Annotated in this window: 25 protein-coding genes and 1 pseudogene; 4 read left to right on the top strand and 22 right to left on the bottom strand. The window is 61.0% G+C overall.

Features of this window, described 5'->3' with window-relative positions; genetic code table 11:
- Positions 1 to 11: 11 nt before the first annotated feature.
- The 13 genes from GKR99_00555 to GKR99_00615 form a co-directional block, all read right to left on the bottom strand.
- Entirely contained in the window at positions 12 to 1130 is a 1119-nt protein-coding gene (locus GKR99_00555) for a serine hydrolase (GenBank protein NKB26124.1), read from the bottom strand.
- A gap of 6 nt (positions 1131 to 1136) precedes the next feature.
- The gene (locus tag GKR99_00560; GenBank protein NKB26125.1) at positions 1137 to 2309 is read right to left on the bottom strand and encodes an acyl-CoA dehydrogenase; all 1173 of its coding nucleotides are present in this window, start codon (positions 2307 to 2309) and stop codon (positions 1137 to 1139) included.
- A 24-nt stretch (positions 2310 to 2333) separates the two neighbouring features.
- Positions 2334 to 2852: a MaoC family dehydratase gene (locus tag GKR99_00565; protein ID NKB26126.1), complete on the bottom strand. Its 519-nt coding sequence runs from the start codon at positions 2850 to 2852 to the stop codon at positions 2334 to 2336.
- 103 nt (positions 2853 to 2955) lie between these two features.
- Positions 2956 to 4338 (bottom strand): MmgE/PrpD family protein, encoded by a 1383-nt coding sequence (locus tag GKR99_00570; GenBank protein ID NKB26127.1) that lies wholly within the window; start codon positions 4336 to 4338, stop codon positions 2956 to 2958.
- Complete coding sequence (locus GKR99_00575) at positions 4335 to 4970, bottom strand: GAF domain-containing protein (GenBank protein ID NKB26128.1); 636 nt, start codon at positions 4968 to 4970, stop codon at positions 4335 to 4337. The genes GKR99_00570 and GKR99_00575 overlap by 4 nt, the downstream gene beginning before the upstream one ends.
- Complete coding sequence (locus GKR99_00580) at positions 4949 to 5830, bottom strand: polysaccharide deacetylase family protein (protein ID NKB26129.1); 882 nt, start codon at positions 5828 to 5830, stop codon at positions 4949 to 4951. The genes GKR99_00575 and GKR99_00580 overlap by 22 nt, the downstream gene beginning before the upstream one ends.
- A 1-nt stretch (position 5831) precedes the next feature.
- Positions 5832 to 7478: a choline dehydrogenase gene (locus GKR99_00585; protein NKB26130.1), complete on the bottom strand. Its 1647-nt coding sequence runs from the start codon at positions 7476 to 7478 to the stop codon at positions 5832 to 5834.
- Positions 7478 to 8254, bottom strand: coding sequence for a glucose 1-dehydrogenase (locus tag GKR99_00590; protein ID NKB26131.1), 777 nt, complete (start codon positions 8252 to 8254; stop codon positions 7478 to 7480). The genes GKR99_00585 and GKR99_00590 overlap by 1 nt, the downstream gene beginning before the upstream one ends.
- Positions 8251 to 8658 (bottom strand): hypothetical protein, encoded by a 408-nt coding sequence (locus GKR99_00595; protein ID NKB26132.1) that lies wholly within the window; start codon positions 8656 to 8658, stop codon positions 8251 to 8253. The genes GKR99_00590 and GKR99_00595 overlap by 4 nt, the downstream gene beginning before the upstream one ends.
- Before the next feature lie 8 nt (positions 8659 to 8666).
- On the bottom strand, positions 8667 to 10277 hold the full coding sequence (locus tag GKR99_00600) for an NAD(P)-binding protein (protein ID NKB26133.1): 1611 nt from the start codon (positions 10275 to 10277) through the stop codon (positions 8667 to 8669).
- The gene (locus GKR99_00605) at positions 10274 to 12121 is read right to left on the bottom strand and encodes a dipeptide ABC transporter ATP-binding protein (GenBank protein NKB26134.1); all 1848 of its coding nucleotides are present in this window, start codon (positions 12119 to 12121) and stop codon (positions 10274 to 10276) included. The genes GKR99_00600 and GKR99_00605 overlap by 4 nt, the downstream gene beginning before the upstream one ends.
- A complete protein-coding gene (locus GKR99_00610; protein ID NKB26135.1) occupies positions 12114 to 12998 on the bottom strand; it encodes an ABC transporter permease subunit in 885 nt (294 codons plus the stop codon). The genes GKR99_00605 and GKR99_00610 overlap by 8 nt, the downstream gene beginning before the upstream one ends.
- On the bottom strand, positions 12998 to 14026 hold the full coding sequence (locus tag GKR99_00615; GenBank protein ID NKB26136.1) for an ABC transporter permease subunit: 1029 nt from the start codon (positions 14024 to 14026) through the stop codon (positions 12998 to 13000). The genes GKR99_00610 and GKR99_00615 overlap by 1 nt, the downstream gene beginning before the upstream one ends.
- Positions 14027 to 14141: 115 nt before the next feature.
- On the opposite strand from GKR99_00615, the gene GKR99_00620 reads away from it, so the two are divergent.
- Positions 14142 to 14342: a hypothetical protein gene (locus GKR99_00620; protein ID NKB26137.1), complete on the top strand. Its 201-nt coding sequence runs from the start codon at positions 14142 to 14144 to the stop codon at positions 14340 to 14342.
- An 87-nt stretch (positions 14343 to 14429) separates the two neighbouring features.
- Here GKR99_00620 and GKR99_00625 read toward each other — a convergent pair whose 3' ends face one another.
- The 3 genes and pseudogenes from GKR99_00625 to cobT all read right to left on the bottom strand — a co-directional run bounded on the left by GKR99_00625 (position 14430) and on the right by cobT (position 18234).
- Positions 14430 to 15989 carry a hypothetical protein gene (locus GKR99_00625; GenBank protein ID NKB26138.1) on the bottom strand — a complete coding sequence of 520 codons (1560 nt, stop codon included), beginning with the start codon at positions 15987 to 15989 and terminating at the stop codon, positions 14430 to 14432.
- A gap of 84 nt (positions 15990 to 16073) precedes the next feature.
- Positions 16074 to 17032 (bottom strand): annotated as a pseudogene (locus tag GKR99_00630) (IS630 family transposase).
- Between the two features lie 182 nt (positions 17033 to 17214).
- A complete protein-coding gene (gene cobT, locus GKR99_00635) occupies positions 17215 to 18234 on the bottom strand; it encodes a nicotinate-nucleotide--dimethylbenzimidazole phosphoribosyltransferase (protein ID NKB26139.1) in 1020 nt (339 codons plus the stop codon).
- A 78-nt stretch (positions 18235 to 18312) separates the two neighbouring features.
- On the opposite strand from cobT, the gene cobS reads away from it, so the two are divergent.
- On the top strand, positions 18313 to 19077 hold the full coding sequence (gene cobS / locus GKR99_00640) for an adenosylcobinamide-GDP ribazoletransferase (protein ID NKB26140.1): 765 nt from the start codon (positions 18313 to 18315) through the stop codon (positions 19075 to 19077).
- 58 nt (positions 19078 to 19135) lie between these two features.
- On the opposite strand, the gene GKR99_00645 is transcribed toward cobS, so the two are convergent.
- The 5 genes from GKR99_00645 to GKR99_00665 all read right to left on the bottom strand — a co-directional run bounded on the left by GKR99_00645 (position 19136) and on the right by GKR99_00665 (position 24244).
- Positions 19136 to 19651, bottom strand: a complete 516-nt coding sequence (locus GKR99_00645; GenBank protein NKB26141.1) for a CarD family transcriptional regulator — start codon at positions 19649 to 19651, stop codon at positions 19136 to 19138.
- Positions 19652 to 19932: 281 nt separating this feature from the next.
- Positions 19933 to 20271, bottom strand: coding sequence for a DUF3470 domain-containing protein (locus tag GKR99_00650; GenBank protein ID NKB26142.1), 339 nt, complete (start codon positions 20269 to 20271; stop codon positions 19933 to 19935).
- Positions 20272 to 20319: 48 nt separating this feature from the next.
- Positions 20320 to 20703, bottom strand: a complete 384-nt coding sequence (locus GKR99_00655) for an RNA-binding S4 domain-containing protein (GenBank protein NKB26143.1) — start codon at positions 20701 to 20703, stop codon at positions 20320 to 20322.
- A 15-nt stretch (positions 20704 to 20718) separates the two neighbouring features.
- A complete protein-coding gene (locus tag GKR99_00660; protein ID NKB26144.1) occupies positions 20719 to 23661 on the bottom strand; it encodes a disulfide oxidoreductase in 2943 nt (980 codons plus the stop codon).
- A gap of 22 nt (positions 23662 to 23683) precedes the next feature.
- Complete coding sequence (locus GKR99_00665; GenBank protein NKB26145.1) at positions 23684 to 24244, bottom strand: tetratricopeptide repeat protein; 561 nt, start codon at positions 24242 to 24244, stop codon at positions 23684 to 23686.
- Between the two features lie 82 nt (positions 24245 to 24326).
- Here GKR99_00665 and GKR99_00670 point away from each other — a divergent pair, with 82 nt between their 5' ends.
- Positions 24327 to 24626 (top strand): sterol carrier family protein, encoded by a 300-nt coding sequence (locus GKR99_00670; GenBank protein NKB26146.1) that lies wholly within the window; start codon positions 24327 to 24329, stop codon positions 24624 to 24626.
- 4 nt (positions 24627 to 24630) lie between these two features.
- Entirely contained in the window at positions 24631 to 25566 is a 936-nt protein-coding gene (locus GKR99_00675) for an alpha/beta fold hydrolase (protein NKB26147.1), read from the top strand.
- 139 nt (positions 25567 to 25705) lie between these two features.
- Here the strand turns inward: GKR99_00675 and GKR99_00680 are convergent, their stop codons facing one another.
- Positions 25706 to 26440, bottom strand: coding sequence for an aldolase (locus GKR99_00680; protein ID NKB26148.1), 735 nt, complete (start codon positions 26438 to 26440; stop codon positions 25706 to 25708).
- Positions 26441 to 26623 lie beyond the last annotated feature (183 nt).

Consider the following 26623-nt stretch of genomic DNA (forward strand, 5'->3'; position numbering starts at 1 on the left):
CCTGCCTTGCCTCATAGACATTGATACGCGGCGGCAACAAGTGCTGCCGCACGCGCCGACGTGCCAAGTGCAGCGTCCATCCGTCCCGTCACATATCCGAATACCAATCCGGAGTCCGGGTCCGCAAATCCCTGCGCGCCGCCTGCGCCCCAATACCCCACCGTCGCCGGATTGGGGCCGAAATCAAGCGCCGCGGGCGTCGAAAGTTCAACCCCTTCACCATACCGGATCGCCATGCCCATAATCGGATCTACACTGTCACTGCGGCAAACCTCGCACCGCAGAGCATGCTGGCGGTCTGCAGACAACAAACCGTCGGGCGCAATCAACTGTTCATACACTATCGCAATCGCTGCTGCCGTAGCGTGCCCGTTGCCCGAACCGATCACGGACTGCTGCCAGCGGACCGAGTTAAAATCTTCGCCACGCCCAAAGAATTGCATTGAACGGGCGAACAGGCTTTCCGGATCCGCGTCTAGCGCCGCAAACAGCGCATTCGGATCGTCCTGGCTGAGGGTCGCGGTGCGCGCCATATCCGACCGGCCAAGGCCAATCCGGAAATCTGCATCAAGCGGGCCGGTCAATTCACGCTCAATCAAATCTTCCACCGGCGCGCCACCTACACGCGCCAGAATTCCGCCCAGCAGATAGCCATAGGTCATGTTGTGATACACCGGCGTCCCGATTGAAACGACGGGTGCCGAGGTCGCAAGTGCGGCCTCCATCCCCGAGCGATCGTAGAGCAGACCCGGCGAAACATTACCCGAAACTGCCGGCAATCCTGCGCGGTGTGTCAGAACGTCATAAACGGTCAGGCGGTCTTTTCCGGCGGTTCCGAAGCCGCTCCAGATGTCCATAACCCGAGTGTCTGGCTTCAGAATGCCTTTATCGATCAGCACGTGCGCCAGAAGCGCGAACATGCCCTTGGTCACACTGAAACAACATGCCAGCGTATCGCTGCGCCAGGGCATATCCGTCTCGGGCTGGGCCATTCCGCCGAACAGGTTCACCACATTGCGTCCATTGACACGAAGGCAAAGCGCGCCGCGTTCCGCACCGGTCGCGACCGAGTTCCCAAAGACGTCTGCCACTGGCGCAAATGCCGGGTCGCAAGTGCCCTGGATCGACACCGCGCGCTAGGCCGGGTTCCGCTCGATCAACTGCTTGGCGATGATGATCCGCTGGATCTCATTCGTGCCCTCACCGATGCACATCAGCGGTGCGTCGCGGAAATAGCGCTCGATGTGGTATTCTTTCGAATACCCGTATCCGCCGTGGATTCGCATCGCCTCCAACGCGTTTTCTACGGCCGTTTCCGAGGCGAAAAACTTTGCCATTCCCGCCTCCATGTCACAGCGTTCGCCACTGTCATAGGCGCGCGCGGCGTCATAAGTTAGCAGACGCGCCGCCTGGAGTTTGGTCGCCATTTCCCCCAGTTTCAGCTGGATCGCCTGATGTTTGCAGATCGGTTTGCCGAAAGTCTTGCGGATTTGCGAATATTGCACGCTGTCGTTCAACGCCGCCGCCGCCAACCCGCAGCCGCGCGCCGCGATGTTGATGCGCCCCAGCTCCAGCCCACCAAGGGCGGCTTGCAGGCCGTTTCCTTCCGCACCACCCACAAGACGCGCGGCTGGAATGCGATAGTCCTGAAACACTAATTCGGCACTGTCGATGCCCTTATATCCCATCTTTTCAAGGCGTTTGGAGACGGTGAACCCTTCGCCCTTTTCGGCGATGAACATCGACATGCCCTTGTGGCGCGGGTCCGCATCGGGATCGGTTTTGACCAACAGCGCAAAGCAACTGCCCTCAATCCCGTTCGAGATCCAGGTCTTCGTGCCATTAACAACATAGTCGTCGCCATCGCGTATCGCGCGGGTACGGATCGCCTGAAGGTCGGTGCCGGCGTCCGGTTCGGTCAGCGCCAGTCCGCCACGCAGTTCACCGCTGGCGAACCGGGGCAGCAGGTCGGCTTTTTGCGCGTCCGTGCCGGTGCGCGCCACACAGGCGGCCATAATAAGGTGGCTGTTAAATATCCCGGTCAGCGACATCCAGACTGTCGTTATCTGCTCGACGATTTTGGCATAGGTTGTGGCCGACAGACCCAGACCGCCGAATTCCTCGGGGATTGTTGCGCCGAACAGGCCCAGCGCCTTCATCTGCTCAACCATCTCATGAGGGTATTCGTCGGCATGGTCGAATTTCAGCACATGTGGCTTCACATCCCGGTCAAGCCATTTGGCAATTGCGTCCAGGATCATCCGTTCCTGTTCCAGGGCGTCTGATTGGTCGAGGGCGTGGTTATTCATGGTCGTATTTCCTGATCGGGCCGTTCAATATCCGGCGTTTTCTTCAGTCTCAAACCCGCGTTTGGCGATCAATACGGTGCGCATAAATTCGCACACCATTGTGCCGTCCTGATTGAATCCACGGGTCTTGACGGTGACGAGACCCGCATTTGGGCGCGATTTGCTTTCGCGTTTTGATATCACCTCGGTTTCGCCCGAAAGCGTGTCGCCCGCGTACAGCGGATGGGTCATCTTGATATCCGTCCAGCCCATATTGGCGATGGCCTTCTGGCTGACGTCCGAGACACTCATCCCGACCAGAACCGACACGGTCAATGGCGAACAGATGATGCAGCGACCAAACTCGCTGTGTTTGGCGTATTCGGCATCGAAGTGGAGCGGATGAGTGTTCATGGTCAGCAGTGTGAACCAGGTGTTGTCGGTTTCGCTCAGCGTGCGATTCGGGCGGTGCTCGTAGATGTCACCGGGCTCGAACTCTTCGTAATAGCGACCAAAGCGTTCTCGGTATCGGTACTCTGCGACCTTTTCGACATATCCGGCCATTGGCAATTCTCCCTGATTATCCGGTCATTCCGCCCGGGCGGTCATTGGTGACGCCGGGGCCGCGCCGCGCTGGTGAGTGCGCGATAATGCCCCGGCTATTTCATTATCCGACCGTCATGCGGGCCAGATCAGCAACGTCTTCAATCGCTTCAATGCTCTGAACAGTTTCGGCCAAGGCCGACGCTTGCGCGGCCGGCAATTTGCGGCTGCCATAGGTCACACAACGGTCAAACTTGGCGCGGTTTTCTTCGGGTGTCAGCGCGGCGCGTGGATGGCCATAGACATGCGCCAAGGTGATGTCTTCGACACGCCCGTCGGTCAGCTCGAAGACGAACCGCTGCGGATCCAGAGCGTTTTCATCCGGGTTGTCGTCCAGGATCATGTCGACCTTGGCGGCATGAGCGTGGATCGCCGGGTCTGTCAACGTGTCTGCGCCACGGAATTCGGCCACATCCACCTGACCGCGCGCCATCCAGGCCCCGGCCACATAGCGCAGGCAAAGCTTGGCATAATTCGCCTCGGGCTTGGCCATCAACGGGCGCCCGACCAGCCGGTAGACCAGCGGCGGCACATAACCTGTGATCTTGACGATGTCGTCCGCTGAGATGTTCAGACGTGCGGTGACCTGCATCAAAGCATCAATAACGCCGTGAGTCAGCCGCCCGCTTGGGAAAGGTTTGTGGGCAAGTTCGGATATCTGCCAAACTCGCCCAAGATCGCGCCAGACAATATCCAAGTCATACTGACCGGCCTCGAACATCGGCAAATAGCCGTATTGTCCATCAATCATATCAAACGGACCGCGAAACCCGGCAGCTGCCAGATCAAGCGCCGACAAAGCGCCGCGCGCATTAAACCCGATCTGTAGCCCCAATAGCGGAGACCCTTCAACATGCGGCTGAAGCGTGCCGCAGGTCTGGCCGTACATGTTCCCCATCGCGCTATTGATGCCGTCGGCATCCAAGCCCTCCAGCCGGGCAATCGCGGCTGTTGCGCCCAGACCGCCCGCGGTGGCCGGGCGGAAAAACCGCACCGGGCCAGTCGCTGCCATGCCTAAATAGGCCGCAACATCCACGCCAAGAACCATCGCCATCAGAAATTCAGAACCCGCCACAGGCCGACCCCGCGCCGAACGCCGCTCGGCATAGGCCATCATCGTGCTGAGCACAGTTGCCATAGGGTGCACAACAGCCCCTTCGTGGACACAGTCATACTCCAGACAGTGGATCTGATAGGCGTTGACCATCGCCGCGGCTTGCGCTGTCACGCGTTGGCCCGTGACCCAGACAGTCGCCTCATCCCCTTGCCCCCAGTCCTGAACCGTCGCCAAAAGTTCGGCGACGATAGCGCCGCTGGACCCCGCGATGCCGACGCCCAGCGTATCCAGCAGGAATACCTTCGCCTTTTCGATGTCGGTCGGCGCAAGATCTGATAACGAGGCCCCGGCAACATGCGCTACGATCCGGTCTGTTGTTTCCATGCTCATAACGATTGCTCCTCTGCGTACCAGGCATCGGCGGCCGGATGATCCGCCGCCCACCAATTTGCACCGTCAGTTTTATCCCAAGCCAGACCGGCCAATGCGGCAAGCATTGCCATCGGGGCGATATCCTGGGCCGAATAAGTCCACCGGGCCTGCGAGGCGGCGACGATCTGGCCGATCATTGCACCACCTGCAAAGATCGGCATGTAGATTGACGAGCCCATCTTGCTGGTCTTCAAAAACTGGCGAAACTCTCCATGCTGGTCTGTGTTTTCCAGAAGCATGAAACGTTCGTGCGCCACCACCTGCCCGGGGTTGTTCCACGCAATAGGGATTGACAGGCGGCGTTGCTCGGCCGGGAAACCTTGATTGGCGACCAGCACGTTGTGGCGGCGATCCGGCGCGATCAGGAACACGCCGGACACGCGGTAGTCGCGCTCACCCGGCAACAGCGCCCCGTCGCGGGTGCCGGCCAGCCCGTCGCCCAGTGTCTCGACCACAGAGCGGGTTAGGACCGAAAACGCAGCCTCAGTGTCATCCAGCGCGCTTGCCTCGGCGGCAATGCCTGGCAGGCGGGCCAGCCAATTAGCCGCGCTTATGCGGGGCGCGTGGCTCATCCGACTTGCCACGGGCATGTTTCGGCAAACCGGTCTGCAATCGACTTCCGCGTCGTGATCCAGACGTCATCATGGCCACTCGCATGATCCAGAAACGCCTTCAGCGCCCAAATCCGGCCAGGCCGCCCGATGATCCGCAGATGCAACCCCAATGACATCATCCGAGGGACCTGTTCTGCCGCCTCCGCACGCATCCAGTCGAATGTCTGGCAGGCGTAATCCAGCCAATCCTGCGGGGTCAATGACGGTGCCACCCACATCTTCATGTCGTTGCTGTCAATCGCATATGGAAGGCAAATCATCGGATGGACCGAGCCATCTGTCATCGTCACAGGCTCCCAAAACGGGACGTCGTCGGAATAATCGTCCATGTGATAGAGGAACCCGGCCTCGGCCAGCAGGCGTCGGGTGTTTTCGGTATGCAGATACCGGCTTAGCCAGCCTGCCGGGGCCTGACCCGTGGTCTGCACAAAGCTGTCCACGGCGCGTGCAATCGTGTCACGTTCGCGGTCTTCCTTCATCGAAAACGTATGGGTCCAGCGCCATCCGTGCGAACAGATTTCGTGCCCCTGATCCAGCATGATCTTCGTCAATTCTGGCGCGCGTTCCAGTGAAAGCGCGGCAGCCGTAATCGTCGCCGGAATGGCATATTGGCCCAGCAGCCGAAACACCCGCGGGCCGCCCGCTTTGATGCCATAGCGATAGTTGCTTTCGTTTCCGAAATTGCGGATCGGGATATTCAGCGCGACACCAAGTTCGTCCACCGGCTCGGGCTTTTTGTCGCCGTCTGCGATGGTCATCTCGGACCCTTCTTCGACATTCACGACGATGGACAGGGCAAGCGACTTTCCATCCGGCCAGCTGAGTCTTCCAGTCATCTTACATCGCTCCTTGTTCGGCTCTGGCCAGATCGGCGGGCGGCAAGGTCGGGCGGCCCAGCATCATATCGGCACATTTTTCGGCAATCATGATCGTCGGGGCCGACGTATTGCCACCGATGATTGATGGCATGACCGATGCGTCCGTGACCCGCAGCCCGTCAATCCCGCGCACTTTCAAGGCTCCGTCTACGACCGAGCCATCGTCCGCGCCCATGCGACAGGTGCCAACCGGGTGAAAAATCGTATTGGCCGAGGAACGCACCCAGGCATCAATCTGCGCATCGGTTTCAACGGACAGTTTCGGTGAAATCTCGCCCGCGTTATAGTCTGCCATAGGCGCCGCTTGGCCGATGCCGCGCGCCAATCGCACACCATCGCGCAAGCAGCGCTGGTCGGATGGATCTTTTAGGTAGTTCGGGTTGATCAGTGGCGCATCCTGGGCGCGCGACGTGCGAATATGCGTGGTTCCGCGCGACAGGGGACGCAGCTGATATAAGTTGATCAGATACCCGTGCTGGCCCTGTCCGCGCCGGGTCGTTTCCAGGTTCAACCCGGGTACGAAGGTGATGTGGATGTCCGGAATGTCCAACACGGACCGCGTCTTGACGAACCCGCCCACTTCCAGCGGCACTGACGTCGCTGGACCCCGCCGCAAAAATAACGCCTGCAACCCGGCCAACGCAGCCCGGTCGGGGCGGAAAAAACCGTAAAGTGTCACCGGTTTGTTGCACGAATAGGTCAGATAGACGCCCAGGTGGTCGTGCAGGTTTCTACCGACTTCGGGCAGGTTGTGTACAGGTGTGACCCCTGCAGCGCTCAGAACATCCGGATCGCCGATGCCCGAAAGTTCTAGGATCTGCGGCGACCCGAGCGCGCCGGCAGCCAGCACAACCTCTCGGTGCGCATTGACTACCTGTTCGGACCCGCCGCGCCGCACCCTCAGCCCGGTGGCGCGGCCATCTTTCAGGATCACCCTCAGCGCTTGGGTTTTGGTCCAGACCGACAGGTTCGCACGTCCTTTGGCCGGGCGCAGGAAGGCTGTGGCCGTTGACTCGCGCCGCCCGTCGCGGATGTTGAAATCGTAAGGACCAAGACCCTCTTGCACAGCGCCGTTGTGATCGGCGTTGCGAGGATGGCCGCATGCGTCGGCGGACTTCAAAAAGGCATCATACAGCTCATTCTCGGCTTTGGCCGTGACCACGCGAAACGGCCCGTCAGAGCCGTGATAGGCGTCATCGCGATCAGCGTGCCCTTCGCTGCGTATGAAATAGGGCAGCACATCGGCATAACCCCAGCCGGCCAATCCGCCCCGACGCCAGCCGTCGTAATCCGCCTGATTGCCGCGCATATACATCATGCCGTTGATCGACGATGATCCGCCCAGAACCTTGCCTCGCGGCCAGGGGAAGGTGCGGCCATCCATGTGATCTTGTGGGGCAATTGTGTAGTTCCAATTCAGGCTTTTCCAGAAATAGGCCAGCCCCGCAGTCAGCGGAATCTTCAGAACCGGGTTCCAATCACGCCCGCCCGCTTCTATCAACAAGACACGGTGCTGGCCGTCCTCGCTCAGCCGATTGGCAAGGACACACCCGGCAGAGCCTGCGCCCACGACGATAAAGTCGTATGTGCCCGCTGCGGCGTCCATCAGAACGGAAACTCCGCGCCGTTCATCGCGATCGCTTGACCACTGACATAGGCCGCATCGGGCGATGCCAGCCAGGACACAGTCGCGGCTACATCGTCGGGCGTGCCAAACCGGCCCATGGGAACGGTAGCGCGAAACATCTCGACCACCTCATCAGGGGACTTGTTGAGCACTTTTGAGAACCCCTCGGCAATACTGGTCCAGAACGGCGTTTTGATGTGCCCCGGTGCATAACAGTTGACGGTAATCTTGTGGGGCGCAAGTTCAACCGCAAGCGATTGGGTCAGCATGATGATCGCCGCCTTCGAGGCGCAGTAGCCCGAGATATTTGGCACCCCACGCCGCCCGGCCCCGGATGAGGCATTGACGATTGTTCCACCACGCCCTTGCGCCACCATCGCCCGCGCCGCCGCGCGACAGCCCAGGAACACGCCGTCTACATTGACGTCCATGATCCGCTTCCAGTCGGCATAGCTGGTGTCCGCGACCGGCGCGATCTGGATGATCCCGGCGTTGTTGACCATGATGTCCAGCCCGCCAAACCGGGCTGTAGTTTGGTCGATCAGCCCGTCCACAGCCGCCTCGTCTGTCATATCCAGCGTGACCGCTATCGCGTCTGCATCCAGGCTTTGCGCGACGTCCTTGGCAAGCGCACCGTTAAGATCGGCAACAACGATTTTGGCACCCTCAGCCGCCAGCCTGCGCACGATTCCTTCGCCGATCCCACTGGCACCGCCGGTGATGATGGCGGTTTTTCCGCTGTGAATGCCGGTCATCGCGATGCCTTTGCGTTAGGGTCGCGCCACAGGGCGTCGCGCGCCATTGGAACGGCCAGAATATCGGGGTCGAATGCGGGCAGCTCGTAGCCACCGGGTTGGGGTGGAACAGCCTTGTAACCGCGCGCAGCCTCGATCGCGGCCAGCACATCGGGGCGGGTATAATAGGCGCTGTAAAATGCTATGGTTGCGGCGTCGAATACTTCGGGGATGTCCGCTTCGGCCGCTTTCAGCGCCTGGGTCCGCGCGTCCGGGGACAGCGCCACGAACCCGCCGGGCAGCGGCGCGACAAGCGCCCGTAACACGGGCCCAAATCGGGCCTGCGCCATCAGCCAGTCCGCCGATCCAGCGCCGCCGGGAAACCCGTCCCCGCCCGGCAACATCGTATCAAGTACTGCTTCCAACACTTGCTTCATGTGGCAACCTCGATACCGGCGCGGTCGCGGATCAAAGCATCTGCTGCCTTCAGCGCAATCGCTTGAATCGTCGGCGTCGGGTTCAGCGCCGCCGCCGTCACAAAAACGCTGCCATCCACAACCAGAACATTTGGCGCGCTGTGCACCCGACAATCTGCATTCACAACCGAGGTATCGGGGTCGGATCCCATCCGCGCCGTGCCCAACAGATGGAAACCGGCACCGGTCAACAAATCCTGGGGCAAGGTCTCGACCGCGCCAGCGGTCTGGAACGCCTCGGTCGCGCGCTGGATGCCAAATCGGATCATCCTGCGTGCGTTTTCATCAACGCGATAGGTCATTTTCGGCGCAGGCAGACCGTCGGCATCAATCATCTGGTCGGACAAGGTCACGCGGTTTTCGGGGTTTGGCAAATCCTCAGTTGTCACGGTCAGACTGGCGGTTCTGCCAAAGACTTCAAGGAAGCGGCGGTGATGATGTGCGCCCCAGGGCACGCGGGGCAGATAGACACCAACGGCGGTGCCCAGCGGTGCGTCCGAGCGGACCAATTGCATCTGGAAACCGCGCACAAAGTCGCGCGCGGCGTCGGTCTCGTAAAATTCCTGACACAGGATCGAGGTCGCGAACGGTCCCTTAAAACCGTCAATCGGTTCGTCGAACACGCCGGTAACCATGCCCGTCGGGTGGTGCATCAAGTGCCGTCCGACAAGGTCGTTGCCATTCCCGAGGCCTGCGGGATGTGCGCCACCGCGCGACAGCAACATCAACCGCGCCGTGCCAACCCCGTTGCCCGCCAGAACCACGACCGAGGCGCGAATGCGGCGCGCCCGGTTTTCCTCATCAAAATAAGCAACGCCGGTGGCGCGACCCGTCGCATCCGTGTCAACCTCGAACACCCGCGCGCAGGTGATCAGTCGCGCGCCCGCTTTCAGGGCCAACGGCCAATAGGTAACGTCAGTTGAGGACCGTGCCCGCACCGAGCAACCCAGATCACACGGGCCGCAATTGTTGCAAACCCCGCGTCCGTCACCGTATTTTTCAGTGTTGATCGCCGCATCAGATACCCACCAGTGCCAGCCGAGCTTGTCAAACGCCTGCGCCATCCGTTCAGCACCGCGACCGATGGGCAGCGGCGGCATCTGGCGCGGTTCACGCGGCGGATTTCCTGGATCGCCAACTATTCCAGACACGCCCATGATTGCGTCATTCTCAGCATAGTACGGCGCGAGATCATCGTAGGAAATAGGCCAGTCGTCGGCGACGCCGTCCAGCGTTCTGACTTTGAAATCCGAAGGGCGAAAGCGCGGGAAATGCGCGCCCCAATGCAGCGTGCTGCCGCCGACTGCGTTGTACATCATCGGCTTAATCGCCGCGTCCGCGTCGTCAATCGGATAGTCCCAGGCATTGGCGCGGATATTGGGGTTCGGGTGATGCGTGGTCTGGCGCGCAAGCTCCCAATCAGTGGTGTGCGAAGGGGCATCGTCGTAGTTCATCCAGCCGCCGCGTTCGAGGCATGTTACCGCGATCCCGGCCCGCGCCAGACGCCAGGCCACGGCCGCCCCGCTTGCCCCGGCGCCGACGATCACGACATCCGTCTCAACACTCATTGCGCCACCTCAGGGTCACCGGCGGCGACGCGCCAACACCGGCTCATCCGGCCATCATCCAATGCAACCAGTTTCTGCGGTTCGGCGTGGCATTGATCCAGCGCATGCGGGCAGCGCCCGGCAAGGTAACAGCCTTTGGGCAAGTCCACGGGCGACGGAATTTCGCCCGACAGGGCGCTGAGTTCTTGGCGATCCACCCGCCGGTCGCCCGGATCGGGAAACAGATGAGACGCCAACAACGCCCTCGCATAGGGGTGGCGCGGATAGTTGAAAATCTGGTCAACGGTGCCAACCTCGACCACTTGTCCCAGATACATGACCGCCACCCGGTGGCAGAGGAATTTCACCGTGGTCAGATCGTGGCTGATGAAAAGATAGCTCAGCCCCAATTCATCCTGCAGCCGCCGGAGCAACGTGATCAGTTCACTGATCGCCGAGGGCGATAAGACCGACGTCGGCTCGTCCAGAACAATGAATTCTGGGCCCGAGGCCAGTGCGCGGGCGATGTTCAGCCGTTGCATCGCACCTGCGCCCATTCCCTTGGGACGACGATCCAGAATGTCCGGCGACAGCCCGACCATTTCCAGCAATTCGCGCGACCGCGCTGTTTTTTCCTTGGCATCCAGCGCAGTATGCAGATCCAGTGTTTCGCGCAGGATGCGCCCGACCGTCCAGCGCGGATTCAGGCTGTCGAACGGATCCTGAAACACGATCTGCATCCGCGAGCGATAGGATCTGAGGTCGCGCTTGCTGATGCCGCTGATATTCTCGCCACGATATGAGATTGCACCGGCTGTCGGTTCCTCGAGCCGCAGCAAACAGCGGCCCACGGTGGTTTTTCCTGACCCGGACTCCCCGACAAGGCCCAGCGTCTCACCCTCATGAATGTCAAAGTCGACGGCCTGCACGGCCTGCACGACCTTTTTGGATCCCCGTATCGGGAAGTGCTTGGTCAGCGCCGACACCGATAGAAGATTGGCACTCTGCCGCGCTGTCCCGACCGCTTTCATATTGCGATCAGGCAAAGCGTCGTCCGACACCACTGCGCGCTGAAGCGACATGACCTTTTGGCTGTAGGGATGTTCGGGATTGGCGAAAAATTCGGGGACGGGTTTATTCTCAACAATCGCGCCATCATGAAGCACAACCACGCGGTCGCAGTAGTTTGCGATAACTCCAAGATCCTGCGTCACGAGCACAATGGCCGAACCGGTGGCCTGCACCGTCGCCCACATCTCATCCAGAAACTGCGCCTGAATCGTCACATCCAGACCCGAGGTTGGTTCATCGGCAATCAGCAGGCGTGGGCTTGATGACAGTGACATCGCGATCAGCGCCCGCTGCGCCATGCCGCCCGACAGCTCGTGGGCAAAGGCCTCGACACGCCGCTCGGGATCGTTGATCCCGACTTTGCGCAGCATATCGACTGCGTGATGCGCCGATGCCTTGCGCGTGACGTCATTATGCGCGCGGTACACGTTGCCGATCTGCGCGCCGACCCGCAGCATCGGGTTCAGCGCCCCGCGCGGGTTCTGGACGATGATGCCGATGTCTTTGCCACGGATGGCGCGCAGGGCATCTTCATCCATGCTCAGCAGGTCTTGCCCGGCAAATACAACTTCACCTGTTTCAATCCGCCCCGGCGGACGGACAATGCCCATCAGGGCCAGGGCAGCGGTTGATTTGCCCGATGCTGCATCGCCGACCAGCCCGACAACTTCGCGTTCGTGAATAGTTAGCGAAAGGTCTTTGATCGGGCGGACAAATCCGTCAGCGGTACGGTAGACAACGCTGAGGCCGCGCACCGCAAGCACAACGGGCTGCTGGCTTGGCGCCTCAGGCATCGTAGCGCCGCTCTAACGCGGTGCCCAACACGGCAAACCCGAACACGGTCAACGATATGGCAATGCCCGGAAAGACCGAAGGCCACCATTCACCAAGAATAATCTGGTTCGCCCCGGAAGAGATCATCAGCCCCCATTCCGGCGCCGGTGGACGCACGCCCGCACCGACAAAGCTGAGGCCGGCAGTCAACAAAATGGCAAACCCGATGGTCACCGATGATTGGATCAGCGCCGGGGCAAGCGAGTTCGGCAGCACATGGCGCAGGGCCACCACAATCTCGGGGTTGCCAAGCGCGCGGGCCGCTTCGACGTAACCGCGCACCCGCTGGCTGAGAACTTCGGACCGGGTCAGGCGGATGTAGATCGGCGTATAAAGCAGCGCCAGCGCGATCACGATATTACCGGTCGACCGCCCGGCAAGCGCGACAAGGATCATCGCTGAAATGAACACCGGGAAAGACTGCAACACGTCCGAGATGCGCATCACCCCCTCGGTCAGGAAATTCCGGAAGTACCCGGCAATCAGCCCCAGAAACACGCCGAGGCACAGCGACAGCCCATTGGCGGCAAGCGCGATTGTCAGGTCGACGCGCGGAGCCGAGATCACGCGAGAGAAGATGTCAAAGCCTGTCGCATCGGTACCAAACCAATGGGGCGGCTGGTCCAGTTGCCCGGTCACACTGCCCCAAAACAAGCCGGGCCATTCGGTGAAACTCGGCGGAGGAACCACGACACGCATTGTTGCAAGCGTCGGATCATAAGGCGCAATATTGGGCCCGAAGGCGGCCAGAAACACAACCACGGCGACGATTGTGACACCGACCCAAAACAGCCAGTCCCGGCCCTTTTTCTCTTCAAATTCTGCCTCGCCACGCATCAGAACGTCACCCGAGGATCGACGACCGCGTGGATCAGGTCCAGCGCCAGATACACCATCAGCGAAATCGCCGTAATCACCAGGATCACGCCCTGGATCGCCGGATAGTCAAATGCCAGGATCGACCGGATCGCATATTGCCCCAGACCTCCAAGTGAGAATACGCTTTCGATCAGGACCGCGCCGCCCAACATGAAACCGTACAGGATGCCGATCAACGTCATCGACGGCGCAATCGCCGCACGCAGGGCGTAAAGCGCCACCCGCCAACGCGGTAATCCGGTGCAGCGGGCATAAAGCACGAAGTCACTGCCAAGCGCACGGACCATATTCTGACGCACCATTTTGATGATCGGGCCGGACAGGATGAACACCATTGTCGAGACTGGCAAGACATAGTGGTGTGCGGCCTCGACAAATACTTTGGGGCGCCCCGCAAGCAAGCTGTCGATCAGAATAAAACCCGTCACAGCAGGCGGCGCAGAGGTCAACGGCGATAGGATGCCCAAGGGTGCTGGCGCAATGCCAAGGGTAAAAAAGAACAGATAGACGAATAGCAAACCCCACCAGAATTCTGGCTGCAATCCGGCGAACAGGGAATAGACGAACACACCCTTATCGGCCATTCCACCGGGGTTGAGCGCGGCCAGCATCCCCACCGGCACTGATACAATCAGCGCGAAAAAGAACGCCAGGGTCAAAAGTTCCAATGTGATGGGCAGCTTCTGTCCAATCTCGGCAGATACCGCGGATCCGGTGACCCAGGAGGTTCCAAGACTGCCTTGCAACAGGCCCGGACCTTCGTCGGGCAACAACCCCAGATAGTGACCCAATTGCACGAAAACTGGCCTGTCGAGGCCAAGGTTCGCTTCGGCCTGGGCATAGGCCTCTGCGCTGGAATTCAACCCGACAAAGCGCGACACAGGGTCTGCAGGCAAAAGCCGGATCAGGAAGAACACGGCAATAACCAGACACAAGAGCTGGATAAATCCGATCCCGATCCGACGAATGACATAGCGCGTCAGCATGAAGGAGTTTGCTCGCTCTCAGCGATTAGAAATGGGCCGCGCCGCCCAAAAGCGCCGCGGCCCGAATAGTCGATCACTCGAGGCTAAGATCGAAAAAGCGGATCGAGTTGTTGGCGTGCCACTGCAGGCCTTTCAGGCTGTCCGAATAGGCCCACTGGCTGTTGTATTCCACAACCGGTCCCCAAACCACATCGCCGATTGTGTTGAAAAACTCCGAAATCAGAGCGTCGCGGATTTCTTGCGAAAACCTATGAAGCGAAATAGTCGGAAAGCTTTGACCACGAGACAGCGCATGGCTGCGCGTGAGCGCATGTAGGCGATTTGGGCCGACCCCCGCGCCAAAAATTTAGGATCGGGCTGCATGGAAAGAAAAATCATCGTTCAGGCCCTAAAACGGAGTTTTTCAACACAATCCGCCCATCAGCGTGTCCTGAATCTCGGCCAGCATGGCGTCGCGCGCTGCGGTGTCTGATTCAACCCGTGCCTTGGCCCAGATCGCATCCATGTCGGCATTGCGATAGTTCACCATGTTGTTCAGACCACCGCTTTCCGGGGACACAAAAAACAACTGTGTCGCATAGCCTGCATCCACGCCAATCGGCTTTTCCTGATCGTTGATTGCAAAGGGCAGGTCACGCTTGACCAGCTGGCGGTCGCCATACTGGGTCTGCGGGATCGGATTCAACGTAACAGGGAATCCGATTTCGCGCATCGCGGTTGAAATCGCATTCACGATCGGGCCCAACGTCGTCTCTTTCTCGGACACATAAGTCAGCTGGAAAGCGTCTCCGAATGCATCCAGCCCGGCGCCGTCGGGATAGCCCGCTTCTGCCAACAAGGCCTTTGCGCCGTCCGGGTTGAAGTCATATTGCGACGCACTTTCGTGATAGCCAGGATAGCTGGACGGCACGTGGCCCTTCCAGGCGGTCGCCTGTCCGAAATAGGCGTTGTCGATGATCTGCTGCGTCGGGATCGAATGCGCGACGGCTTGGCGGATCAGCGGATTGTCAAAGGGTGCTACGTCAAAGTTCATATGCACAAACAGGTTCTCGTTACCCGAGACCGACCCGACCGAGATTCCGTCAGTGCCGCGCAGGCTGTCATATTCACGCGGGGTCAGGCCCTGCACAAGTTGCGCCTGTCCGGTGCGCAGGACGACCACGCGGTTGGATGATTGGGGCACCTTCTTCATTACAACGCGTTTGATCGCCGGGGCACCGCGATAGTAGTCTTCGTTGGCAGTCAGGATAATCTCGTCATCCTTGGTCCAGCTTTCGACGCAATAGGCACCGTATGAGGGCACGTTGACGTTGTTGGTGTATTCATGCGCCCAAGGGTCGTCGTCTGTCGCATTGGCGTCCATCAGTTCCTTGTCGAACATGTAAAGACCAAAGATCGTCAGCACCGGTAAGAACAAGGCGTTGGGTTCGGACTGACGGATAGTCACGGTATAATCGTCGACCGCCACAACCTCGTCGACAATCGCGCGGGCGTCCTCATTTCCGAAAACGTCGGCTGTAAAATTCGCGATTGAGGCAACGTTGGACAGGAACCAGCCAATCGGCGCTGCGCCGGACACTGATTTGCCGCGTGCGAAAGTGTAAACCACATCTTCGGCAGTGAATGTCGCGCCGTCACACCCCTTGACGCCCTGACGCAGGTTGAGCGTCCAGGTCAGCGAGGCTTCGTCAAAACTCCACGACTCAACCAGACGCCCTTCGAAAGTTCCGAAATCGGGCGTTATCACGCCGCTTTCGTTGGGCGCATTGGTCGCATAGCCGAACAGCGGCTCCATAACGTTGACCATACCCGTCTGACTTGTCGGGATCGCCGCCGCAGGGCCATCGTAGTTCAAACCTGCCGGAACGTCTTCGGCAAGGAACAACAATTCCTGCCCCTGAGCGCTGATCGCGCCTGACAGCATGAGCGCCGATGCGCTCGCAAGAAGCTTGATGGGTTTCATGGCTATTCTGGCCTCCTCTCGTGATTTGTCCGGACAATGCAATCGGCTGACTGCGGCATATTGTCAACCTAAAGCGTTTCGACATTAACCTGAGACATATCCGGCGGCCTTAAAGTAGTTCCAGCATTCTACTGGGTCGTAGAGATCGCAGATTGCTCCGATTGCTTCGAAGACCTGGGTAAAGGACCTGGCCCCGATCCGTCGCAAATGGGCTTTCAGTTTAGAGAAGGCCTGCTCGATGGGATTCAGGTCGGGCGAGTACGGTGGCAGGTAAAGGAACCAGCAGCCGTGATTGCGTAAAGCCTGCGTCGCCTCCTTATTCCGGTGGGTTGCCAGGTTGTCGAGAATGACGACAGTGCCGGGGTTGATCTCGGGGACCAGCACTTCGCGGATGTAGGCCGCGAAGGCGGGGCCATCTATCGCTCCCTTGATGACCCAAGGTGCGATCAGCGCGCCTTGGGTCAGGCCCGCGATCAAGGTTTGGGTTCCCCAGCTTCCGAAGGGCGCATCCATCGTCAGGCGCTTACCGCGCTTGGCTCTGCCGCGTAGGCGCGTGAGGTTTGTCTTCACTGCGGTTTCGTCAATAAAGACAACGCGCTCAGGAAAGGTCGCAATGGCTGGCGAGCGGTATCTGAACCAGTCGGCCCGTTGCTGCCTTACCTTGGCGCGGCGGCGCTCGGTTGCGACCAGCGACTTTTTTTGTACGTGAAGCCGAGCCGGGACAGAAGGTTGGCGATGGAGGAGTGATGCACCCGCACACCCTCTGCATCGGCCAGCGCATTACGCAACTCAAAGAGCGTGATGTCAGGGTCTTGTGCGATCAACTCCTCAAAGAATTCCCGATGCGGAGCCAGCTTTCCCTTGCCGCGCGGCGGTCCCTGCCGGGCAGGTTCCGCATGACCCTTCATCCTCACCTGACGCGCCCACCGCGCGCCTGTGGCAGGCGACAGCTTCAACCGCAACGCCGCCGCGCGCCCGCTCAACCCTTCTTCAATGTATCTCTGAAACCGTATCCGAAGCGCAGATGGCAAAGGTGCTGACATGATCCATCCTCCCAAACAGGATGAATCACAGATCAGGTCTCAAGGGAATCCCTCGCGATTCAGGTTCAAGCCGAAACGCTTTAAAGCGCGCCTCAACCGCCGCCCCTTTCGGTAACTCCAAACCCCGGCCATCATTGACCCAAAAATATCCCCGCCGGAGGCATTCTTCTTTTTTTCGTGCCTCAGCCGTCGCTGACCCTAGCCTCCGCAAAACTCGCCATGCCGGAATGGCAGGCAACAGCGGCCTTCAGAACGCCAATGGCCAGTGCGGCACCTGACCCTTCGCCCAGACGCAGGCCCATGGACAACAGCGGTTCCTTGCCAAGATCGCTCAGCAAGCGCCCATGCGCCCCTTCTTCGGACAAATGCCCGGCGATTGTGTGATCCAGTGCGTGCGGCGCCGCACATTCCAGCGCTGCCGCAGACGCGGTGGTGATAAACCCGTCGAGGATGACCGGAATCCGTTCCATTCGGGCGCGCAGGATGGCCCCGGCAATGGCGGCCATTTCGCGCCCACCAAGGCAGCGCAGCGCGTCCAACGGATCGGAAAGGCGCGCAGCATGCGCCGCCAACCCTGCATCGACCACATCCCGTTTGCGCACCAGCCCGGCGTCATCGACACCGGTGCCGCGCCCGACCCAGCCTTCGGCCCCGCCGCCGAACAAGGCGGCTGCGACCGCAGCGGCGCTGGTTGTGTTGGCGATGCCCATTTCCCCCGCAACGAACAGATCCGCCGCCGGGTTGACCGATCGCCAACCCTTGCTGACCGCCTTGCAGAACTCGGACGTTGTCATCGCTGGGGCGCTGGTGAAATCCTGCGTCGGGTGCTTGAGGTCCATCGACACGACCTCCATCGAGGCACCAAAGGTCGCCGCCAGTTGATTGATCGCCGCCCCACCGGCTTGAAAATTTGCCACCATCTGCGCCGTGACCTCGGACGGGAAGGCCGAAACGCCGCGCGCCGCGACGCCGTGATTGCCCGCGAATACGACAATCTGCGGGCGCGTCAGCGACGGGCGTGGATCGCGCCGCCAGCTTGCGTACCAGATCGCCAAATCCTCCAACCGTCCCAGCGCGCCTGGCGGTTTGGTCAGGGAACCGTTGCGTGCCTCGGCCGCTGCAAGCACTTCGGAATCTGCGGCTGGAAGGTCGGCCAGGCACAGGTGAATGTCGTCAAGGCTGCGAAATCGGGGGGTGGCCATATCGGGCAATCCGTTGATAATCCTGAGCGTCCTCTTTAACCGTTTCGCGTGGGCCGAAAAGGGGCCGGAGGCGACGTGATGGCAAGAATTTCCGAAACCCATGATTTTTTCGGCGAGCTTGCGCTGGCCTGCACGCTGCTGACGCGCATACCGATGCCGATGCAGGACGGCGTGCGGGATCTGTCACGCTCGGCCTGGGCGTGGCCGCTGGTGGGTCTGCTGACCGGGGCACTTGCGGCGCTTGGGGCGGTGATGGCACTGGCATTGGGGCTGTCGGCGCCTTTGGCGGCGGGCGTGGCGTTGGGCGTCGGCGTGGTGGTCACCGGTGCAATGCACGAAGATGGTCTGGCCGATACGGCAGATGGCTTTTGGGGCGGCCAAACGCGCGCGCGGCGCTTAGAGATCATGCGCGATAGCCGGATCGGAACCTACGGGGTGCTGGCGCTGGTGTTCAGCGTGTTGATCCGCTGGGCGGCGTTGAGTGTGCTGGTTGAAGCGGGATGGATCTGGATACCGCTGCTGGTTGGCGGGACTGCCTCGCGCGCGGCGATGGTGGTGGCGATGCATCTTCTTGCCAACGCCCGCAACGACGGGTTGTCGCACGGAACGGGCCGACCGGATCGGGCAACAACCCTGGTCGCCGTGGGGTTGGCGGGCGCGGTCGCGTTGATCCTCACAGGGTTGGCAGCATTCGCAATCGCGCTGGTTACAGCCACGGTCTTGGCCGGCGCGATCCAGATCTCACGCGGGAAGATCGGCGGGCAGACCGGGGACACTCTGGGCGCCACTCAACAGATTTGCGAGGGTGCCGTGCTGCTGATGCTTGTCAGCACAACGGGCTGATCAAAAACGAAAAGACCCGGCGCGATGGCCGGGCCTTTCTTGGATTTTCATGTTTGGATCAGGCGGCCTTGGCGCGTGACATCAGGACGTCATTGATCTCGGCCTGGGCGTCCGCCTCTTCAGCGCCGGAAACGGCGGCAATCTCGCGCGTCAGACGTTCCAATGCGGCCTCATAAAGCTGACGCTCGGAATAGCTCTGTTCGCGCTGATCATCGGTGCGGTGCAGGTCGCGCACAACCTCGGCAATGGCGATCAGATCGCCCGAGTTGATCTTCTGTTCATATTCCTGCGCCCGGCGCGACCACATCGCCCGCTTGACCCGCGCCTTGCCCTTCAGCGTTTTCATCGCGTGCGCAACGACATCTGGGTTCGCCAGCGGGCGCATGCCAACGGCGGTCGCCTTGTTGGTCGGCACCCGCAGCGTCATCTTGTCCTTTTCGAACGCGATCACGAACAGTTCCAGATTCACGCCGGCGATTTCCTGTTCTTCGACCGTGACGATCTTGCCGACCCCATGGGCGGGATAGACGACAAAATCATTGGGGCGTAAATCTGGTTTGCTGGATTTGCTCATCTGGGTTCGGTGTCCTTGGTAACGACCCTGTTCGGGCCAGAAAAAAACGGCGGGTGCAAAGCATTGCCCCCGACGCGGTGATGGCTAGGGCCGGATTGCCGCTGCTGGCGGGATTTCCGCCGCGTCTTCGCAGGCCAATTCGACTGTATTTACAGAGACATCATAGCATAATTTCGCGTATTGCGAAAGCGCCGCGCCGCAAGTGGCGAAATCCATGGAAATCAAGCGCTTGCGCTGCAATGCAGCATTACCAGCGCGTCAAGGCGAAACGGCGATTCGGTTCAGCCGCCTTCGCCCGCCTTGGGCGAAAAATGCGTCTCCATCTTGCCTGCGACGCCATCCAGCGTTTCGGCATCGGGCAATGGATCTTTTTTGGTAATGATGACAGGCCATTCTTCGGAATACTTGCGGTTGAACTCGACCCATTTTTCCATGTCCGGTCCGGTATCCGGGCGGATCGCGTCCACCGGGCATTCCGGTTCGCAAACGCCGCAGTCGATGCATTCATCCGGGTGGATGACCAGCATGTTTTCACCTTCATAGAAGCAATCCACGGGGCAGACTTCCACGCAGTCCGTGTGCTTGCAGGCGATGCAGTTTTCGATAACGACATAGGTCATGCGGGGTGCTTTCGTAGTCCGAGCCGCTAGGTAGTCCAGCCCGACCAATCAATCAAGCAGGTCACCGCCTTTCGGGATCAAGTTGCGGCGATCCTTCTTGGTCGGACGCCCCTTTCCTTCGTATCGTGGCGCAGGCGGAACATGGGTCTTCGGCGGTGGCGGCGGTGTCAGATCATCATAGAGCGCTTGCGCCTCGGGCGCGGGCCCGCGCCGCGTGCCAATGTCGAGGAGTGTCACAACACGCACGATTTTGGCCTGCGGAAACGTCAGCGTATCGCCGGGGCCGATCATTTGCGCAGGCTTGCCCGCATGGGTGCCATTGACGCGCACATGGCCCGCGCGAACGGTTTTTGCGGCCAGACTGCGGGTCTTGAAGAACCGGGCGTGCCACAGCCATTTGTCGAGGCGAACAGTTGGGCGGGGTTCGGTCAATCCGGGTTGCCCACCCTAATCCTTGTCCTTCAACCCCATCAGCGCCTGCGCGAATGGGTTGTCGGGGTCGATGCGGTCTTTCTGCTTGGGCGGGCGGGCCTGGAAGCTTTGCGCCTTGCCGCCCTGCCCCGGTTTGCCGCCATCGCGGCGCGCGCCCTTGGGCTTGCCTTTGCCGCCGGGTTTTGCCCCATCTCTACCGCCGGGCTTGCCGCCGGGGCGGTTGCCATCACGCCGCGCGGTGAATCCGCCCCAGGTGAAGGTATAGAATACCTCGACCTCGGGTCCGGCAATGGCTGCATCGGGCGCGGTGCCGATCGGTCCTTCATTTTCTGCCACGGGCGCGGGTGCGCCTTCGTCCACCACCGGATCCTCGGCCGGTTCAGCCAGAACCGGAGCGACACCTTCGTCCGCAATCTGCCCGGTGCCATCCGGTACGTCCGCGGGGGACGGCACGGCATCGGGATCGGTGCTTGTCCCTGCCGGGGCGTCGGCAGCCCGGTCCATCACCGGCACGTCTTCACCCGGAGTCACATCGTCGGTCGTCGGCGAATCCGCCCCCGGCACGACCTTGTCCACCGGTTTGACCTTGGGGCGTTCGCCCCGTTCGGCCTTGTAGCCCAGCCCCTGCATCAGCCCGGCAAACTGTTCCAGCGACAAACCGGTGATCGACAGCATATCGGCGTTGCCTTCAAACCCCGCCCGGCTGTTTTCGCCGCGCAGCATATCCGCCAGCCGTTCCAGCATGTCGATCCGGATCGCCCGCTCACCCGCTTCGCGGTAGCCGGACATCGCGAAATACCCCTGCGGCGCGTCCTTGGCCGCAGACACGGTGACCAGCCCCGGCGGCGGGCTTTCAGGGAATTCCTGCAAATTACCCGCCAGCGACCACAGCACCAGCCGCAACCGCGTCGGGGCGGGTTTCAGCAGCAAGGGCATGAAGATGGTGAACTGATCAAAGCGGATGCCGTGCTTGCGCAATGCGCCACGCGCGTCCTGATCCAGCGCCTTGACGTCAGCGGCCACAGCCTCTCGTGGGATAACGCCCAGCGCTTCGACCATACGAAACGCAAACCCTTTGGCGAGGCCTTCGAGCGCCTCGTCCTTGCCGAGCGCCAGCAGCGGTTCAAACAACAGCGCAACCTTGCGATCGATGAAATGCTGCAGGCGGCGGGCGACTTTTTCGCGCACATCCTCGGCCACGTCATCTTCGACAAAAGCCTGCACAGCGGGCTTCAACGCCTCAGGCCCGGCGACCAGTTTGCCGACCGCGTGCTCGCCCCACATGAGGCCGCCCTGTTCGGTAAAGTCGATCTCGGTATCCGGGGCGTTATAGAACCGGTCCGCCAGCAGGTGGAACTGCGGCGCAAGCGCGGCCATTGACGCGGCGCGCAGGGTCTTGGCCTCATCCGCGCCCTCGGCCTTGACCATCCGGAACCGGAACCCTTCCAGCCGACCGACGAATTCGCCTTCGACCGTCACTTCACCTTTGTCGTTTACCTCAGCCAACAGGCTCTCCTTTTGCTTCAACCGGCGGAGCAGAACAGAAGTCCGCCGATCGACAAATCTTTGCGTCAGCGCAGCGTGGAGCGCATCTGACAGGCGATCTTCTACAGCGCGAGTCGCGCCCCGCCAATGCGTTTCGTCATCAACCCAGCCTTTGCGCTGTGCCACGTAGGTCCATGTGCGGATAAACGCCAGTCGTTTCGACAGCGCGTCGATGTCGCCGTCCACCCGATCAATGCGCCCGATCTGGGCTGCCAGCCAGTCATCCGGGACCCGCCCGAATTCGTGAAGATAGCCGAAAATCTTCTCAAGCAGGCCCGCATGCTGCCCCGGCGAGATGCCGCGGAAATCGGGGATCCGGCACACATCCCACAGCAGTTTGACATCGTTGCCGCCCGAACAGCGCATCCGCACATCGTCCATCGCGGTCAACGCCTTCAGGGCGCGCAGATCATCCGCCTCTCGCCCCCGCGCCAGTCGTTCGTCATTTGGCGAAGTCTCCAGCGACGCAATCAGCGCCTCGGGCGTGCCATAGGTCAGATCAGAGTTGCGCCATTGCAGTTTCTTGATCGGGGTAAAGCTGTGGCTTTCGATGGCCTGAACCACCTCATCGTCCAGCGGGCGCGCTTCGCCAGTCACACCAAAGGTCCCGTCCTCTTTATAGCGGCCCGCGCGTCCGGCGATCTGGGCAAGCTCGTTCGGGGCCAGGCCCCGCATCCGCCGCCCGTCAAACTTGGCCAAGGCGGAAAACGCCACATGCCCGATATCCAGGTTGAGGCCCATGCCGATCGCGTCGGTGGCCACCAGGTAATCGACATCGCCGTTCTGATACATCTCGACCTGGGCGTTGCGCGTGCGGGGCGACAGCGCCCCCATGACAACCGCCGCGCCGCCCTTCTGACGGCGCAGCAGCTCTGCCAGCGCATAGACGTTTTCGACCGAGAACCCGACAATGGCTGACCGTGCCGGCATCCGGCTGACCTTTTTCGCGCCCGCGTAACTCAGATCCGAATACCGTTCGCGCCGCATGAACTGCGCCTTCGGGACCAGCGCCGCAATGGCCGGGCGCATGGTGTCAGACCCGAGAAACAGGGTTTCGTGCAACCCGCGTGCCCGCAAAAGGCGATCTGTGAACACATGGCCGCGTTCCGGGTCGGCGCACAGCTGAACCTCGTCTATGGCAAGGAAATCCGCACCCATGCCGTCTGGCATCGCCTCGACCGTGCAGACCCAATAGGTGGCGCGTTCCGGTACGATGCGTTCTTCGCCAGTGACCAGCGCCACCACCGACGGCCCCCGGATCGCGACAATCCGGTCGTAAACCTCGCGCGCCAGCAGGCGCAGCGGCAGGCCGATGATGCCGGTGCGATGCGCCAGCATCCGTTCGATTGCATAGTGGGTTTTGCCGGTGTTGGTCGGGCCAAGGACGGCGGTAATCCGCGATTGCTCGGCCATATACATCCCTTGGAGAGGGGCGTTAAAGTTCCACGCCCCCGACCGCCTTTTCAAGTCGTTCAATGGCGTCTTGTAGGTTTTCGCGGTTGGGATGTATAGCCTCGATCGCGCGGTAAGCCTCCAGCGCCTGTTCCAGTTCGCCCAATTCCTCAAGGATCAGCGCCAACCCGCTGAGCGCACCGAAATGGCGCGGGTTCATCGCCAGTGTGGTCCGGATGTCCTGCAACGACGGGCCGTAAAGATCGGCCTGATAAAACGCCGTCGCCCGCGCATTGTAAGCTTCGGCAAATTCCGGCGCGTGGTCGATCAGCGCCGAAAAATGCGCAATCGCCGCCTCATTGTCGCCCGCTGACATGGCAACCCGGCCCCGATGCAGCAACAGGTCCATCGCCGAGGATCCGGATTTCGACCACTCCTCCCAGATTTTTGCCTCGATCTTTTCCGAACTCGCCGCATCCGCCGCCTTGAGGTCCGCGAACAATTGGTCAAGAACCTCACTCTCAACGTCGGCCCATGCGGCGCTGGAGAAGAAGATAAGACATGCCGCAACGGCAGATTTGAGTATGCGGGACAGGCGTTCCATATAACAAAGGTAGCATCAAATCTGCCTGCGTCGACCCTTTTGAGCGTCGCAAGGCGTCACAAATTCAGGAGCGATCCAAGAAATGAGCACCGATCAAAGCGCTGTCGTCACGGCCGCCGTGGCCAAACTGAATGACCGGATAGCGGGCGAATTCGACGGCGTAGCCAAGTTTGCCATCGAAGGCGAAGGGGCCATCATGGTCGATGAAAACGGCGCGCGCGCGGCAGACGAAGACGCCGAAGTGACCTTGTCGGCGGACGCGGAAACATTCGCCGAAATCCTCGACGGCAGCCTCAGCCCGACCAGCGCCTTCATGACCGGCCGCCTGAGTGTTGACGGCGATATGGGGCTGGCCATGAAACTGGGGGCCGTATTAGGCTGACCACATGGAAGATGCGCCGCTGAATGTCGTCACAGCCGAAGGACCAGCCGGTGGGCGCGCATATTGGATCCGCACAAGCGACGGTGTGCGACTGCGCGCGGCACATTGGCCCGGCGGCACTGTTGGCACGGTTCTTCTGTTCCCGGGCCGCACGGAATATGTCGAAAAATACGGGCGCGTTGCCGCCGATCTGGTGGCAGCAGGCTACCATGTTTTAAGCATAGACTGGCGCGGTCAGGGCCTGTCGGACCGGCTGCACCCGGACCCCAGGATTGGCCATGTCGAGGCTTTCGCCGATTACCAGAACGACGTCGCAGCGCTGCTTGCGCTGGCCGAGATCCTGCCCGTTCCCGCTCCGCGCTTTTTGCTGGCGCATTCCATTGGCGGGGCGATTGGCCTGCGCGCGCTGCATCAGGGGCTGTCGGTCAACGCAACCGCATTTTGTTCGCCGATGTGGAAGATCAACGTGGCCATCGCCGTGCGTCCATTCGCACGCTGGATCAGCTATGCCATGCGCAGCGCCGGTCGCGGGCTGGCCTTTGTGCCGGGGCGCAGCGGAACAACGATGCGCGAAAACCCCGCGTTCGACGACAACGGACTGACCAATGATCGCAACCACTGGGCCTATATGGTCGCACAGGTGCAAGCGGATGAGGGGCTGGCCCTTGGCGGCCCGAGTGTCCGCTGGTTTGACGAAGCCCTGCGCGAAACCCGCGCCCTGCGCGCCCTCGGCCCGCCACGAAACCGCCCGACGCTGACGGGCATCGGAACCGCCGACAGCATCGTTGATGTCGCAGCACCGCGCGCGATGATGAAGAACTGGCCTGATGGCGACCTGCTGATCTACGAGGATGCACAGCACGAGTTGCTGATGGAAGTACCAAATGTCCGCAGCGATTTCGTTAACGCCACCCTGCACCTGTTTCAAAACCATCACTGACGCCAGCTAAGAACGAACCCCTCTTGCCCATCATTGACCCAAAAATATCCCGAGGGTCTGGGGGCTGGCCCCCAGCTGTCTCATGTCTGGGGGCCAGCCCCCCGCCACCGCTCGCGGCCAGAACCCGTGGGATTTTACATCACGAGGGGGACCCTCCAAACGCGACATAGAACATCGTCACGCCGTGCTTGCTGACCGCCTCGGCCTTCGCGGCTCCGGCCACGAAGGTCATATAGGCGACGCCCGCGTCTTTGGCCGCTGCGCCCACTTTGGCAAACGCGTCCTCAAGGTCCTGCGATGTCTGGTGGTCGTGGCCATAGGCCACCGACAGGTCCGCCGGACCAAGGAACAGCCCGTCAATTCCCACGGTCCCGGCAATCGCAGGCGCCGCGTCTACGCCCGAGGGGTCCTCGATCTGCGCAATCACCACCGTTTCGTCGCGCGATTTCTCCAGCAATTCGGGCATGCCACGGGTCGCAAAATCGGCCCAGCGCGTCGATCCGGCATAGCCGCGCCCGCCCGCGCCAAACCGCGCCATCTGTGCAACCTCGGCCGCGCGGGCAGCACTGTCGACATGGGGAACGACAATACCAACCGCCCCCGAATCGAGCGCCTGCAGCACATTCTCGGCCGTGCCCGCGCCGACCCGTACAAGTGTGGGAAAATCCAGCGCCCGCGCCATTGCCAGGCACTGATCCATCCGCGCCCGGTCAAAGGGCGCGTGTTCGCCGTCAAGGCATAGGAAATCGAGGCCGGATTGCGCCAGCACCTCGATCAACTCATAGGCTGGCGTTTTCAGGAACGTGCCTACCAGAACCTCTCCGGCCAGCATCCGGGCGCGAAATCCTGATGTGTTTGCGGTCTGTCGTGCCATGCGATCCCTCGTTCCCTTTTCTTACGGGATTAGGCGAAAGATTGCGGGGAATGACAACCTCGCATTGACGACATGGCCAACGATCCGACCTGGAGGAACCAGACGATGACATCGCCTGATGTCTTGTGGTCGTGCGGCGGCGGAACTAAGAAATGAAGCCATGCCGGATCGGCCTGCACAACG

This window comes from Paracoccaceae bacterium (assembly GCA_012103375.1).
Classification (GTDB): domain Bacteria; phylum Pseudomonadota; class Alphaproteobacteria; order Rhodobacterales; family Rhodobacteraceae; genus WLWX01.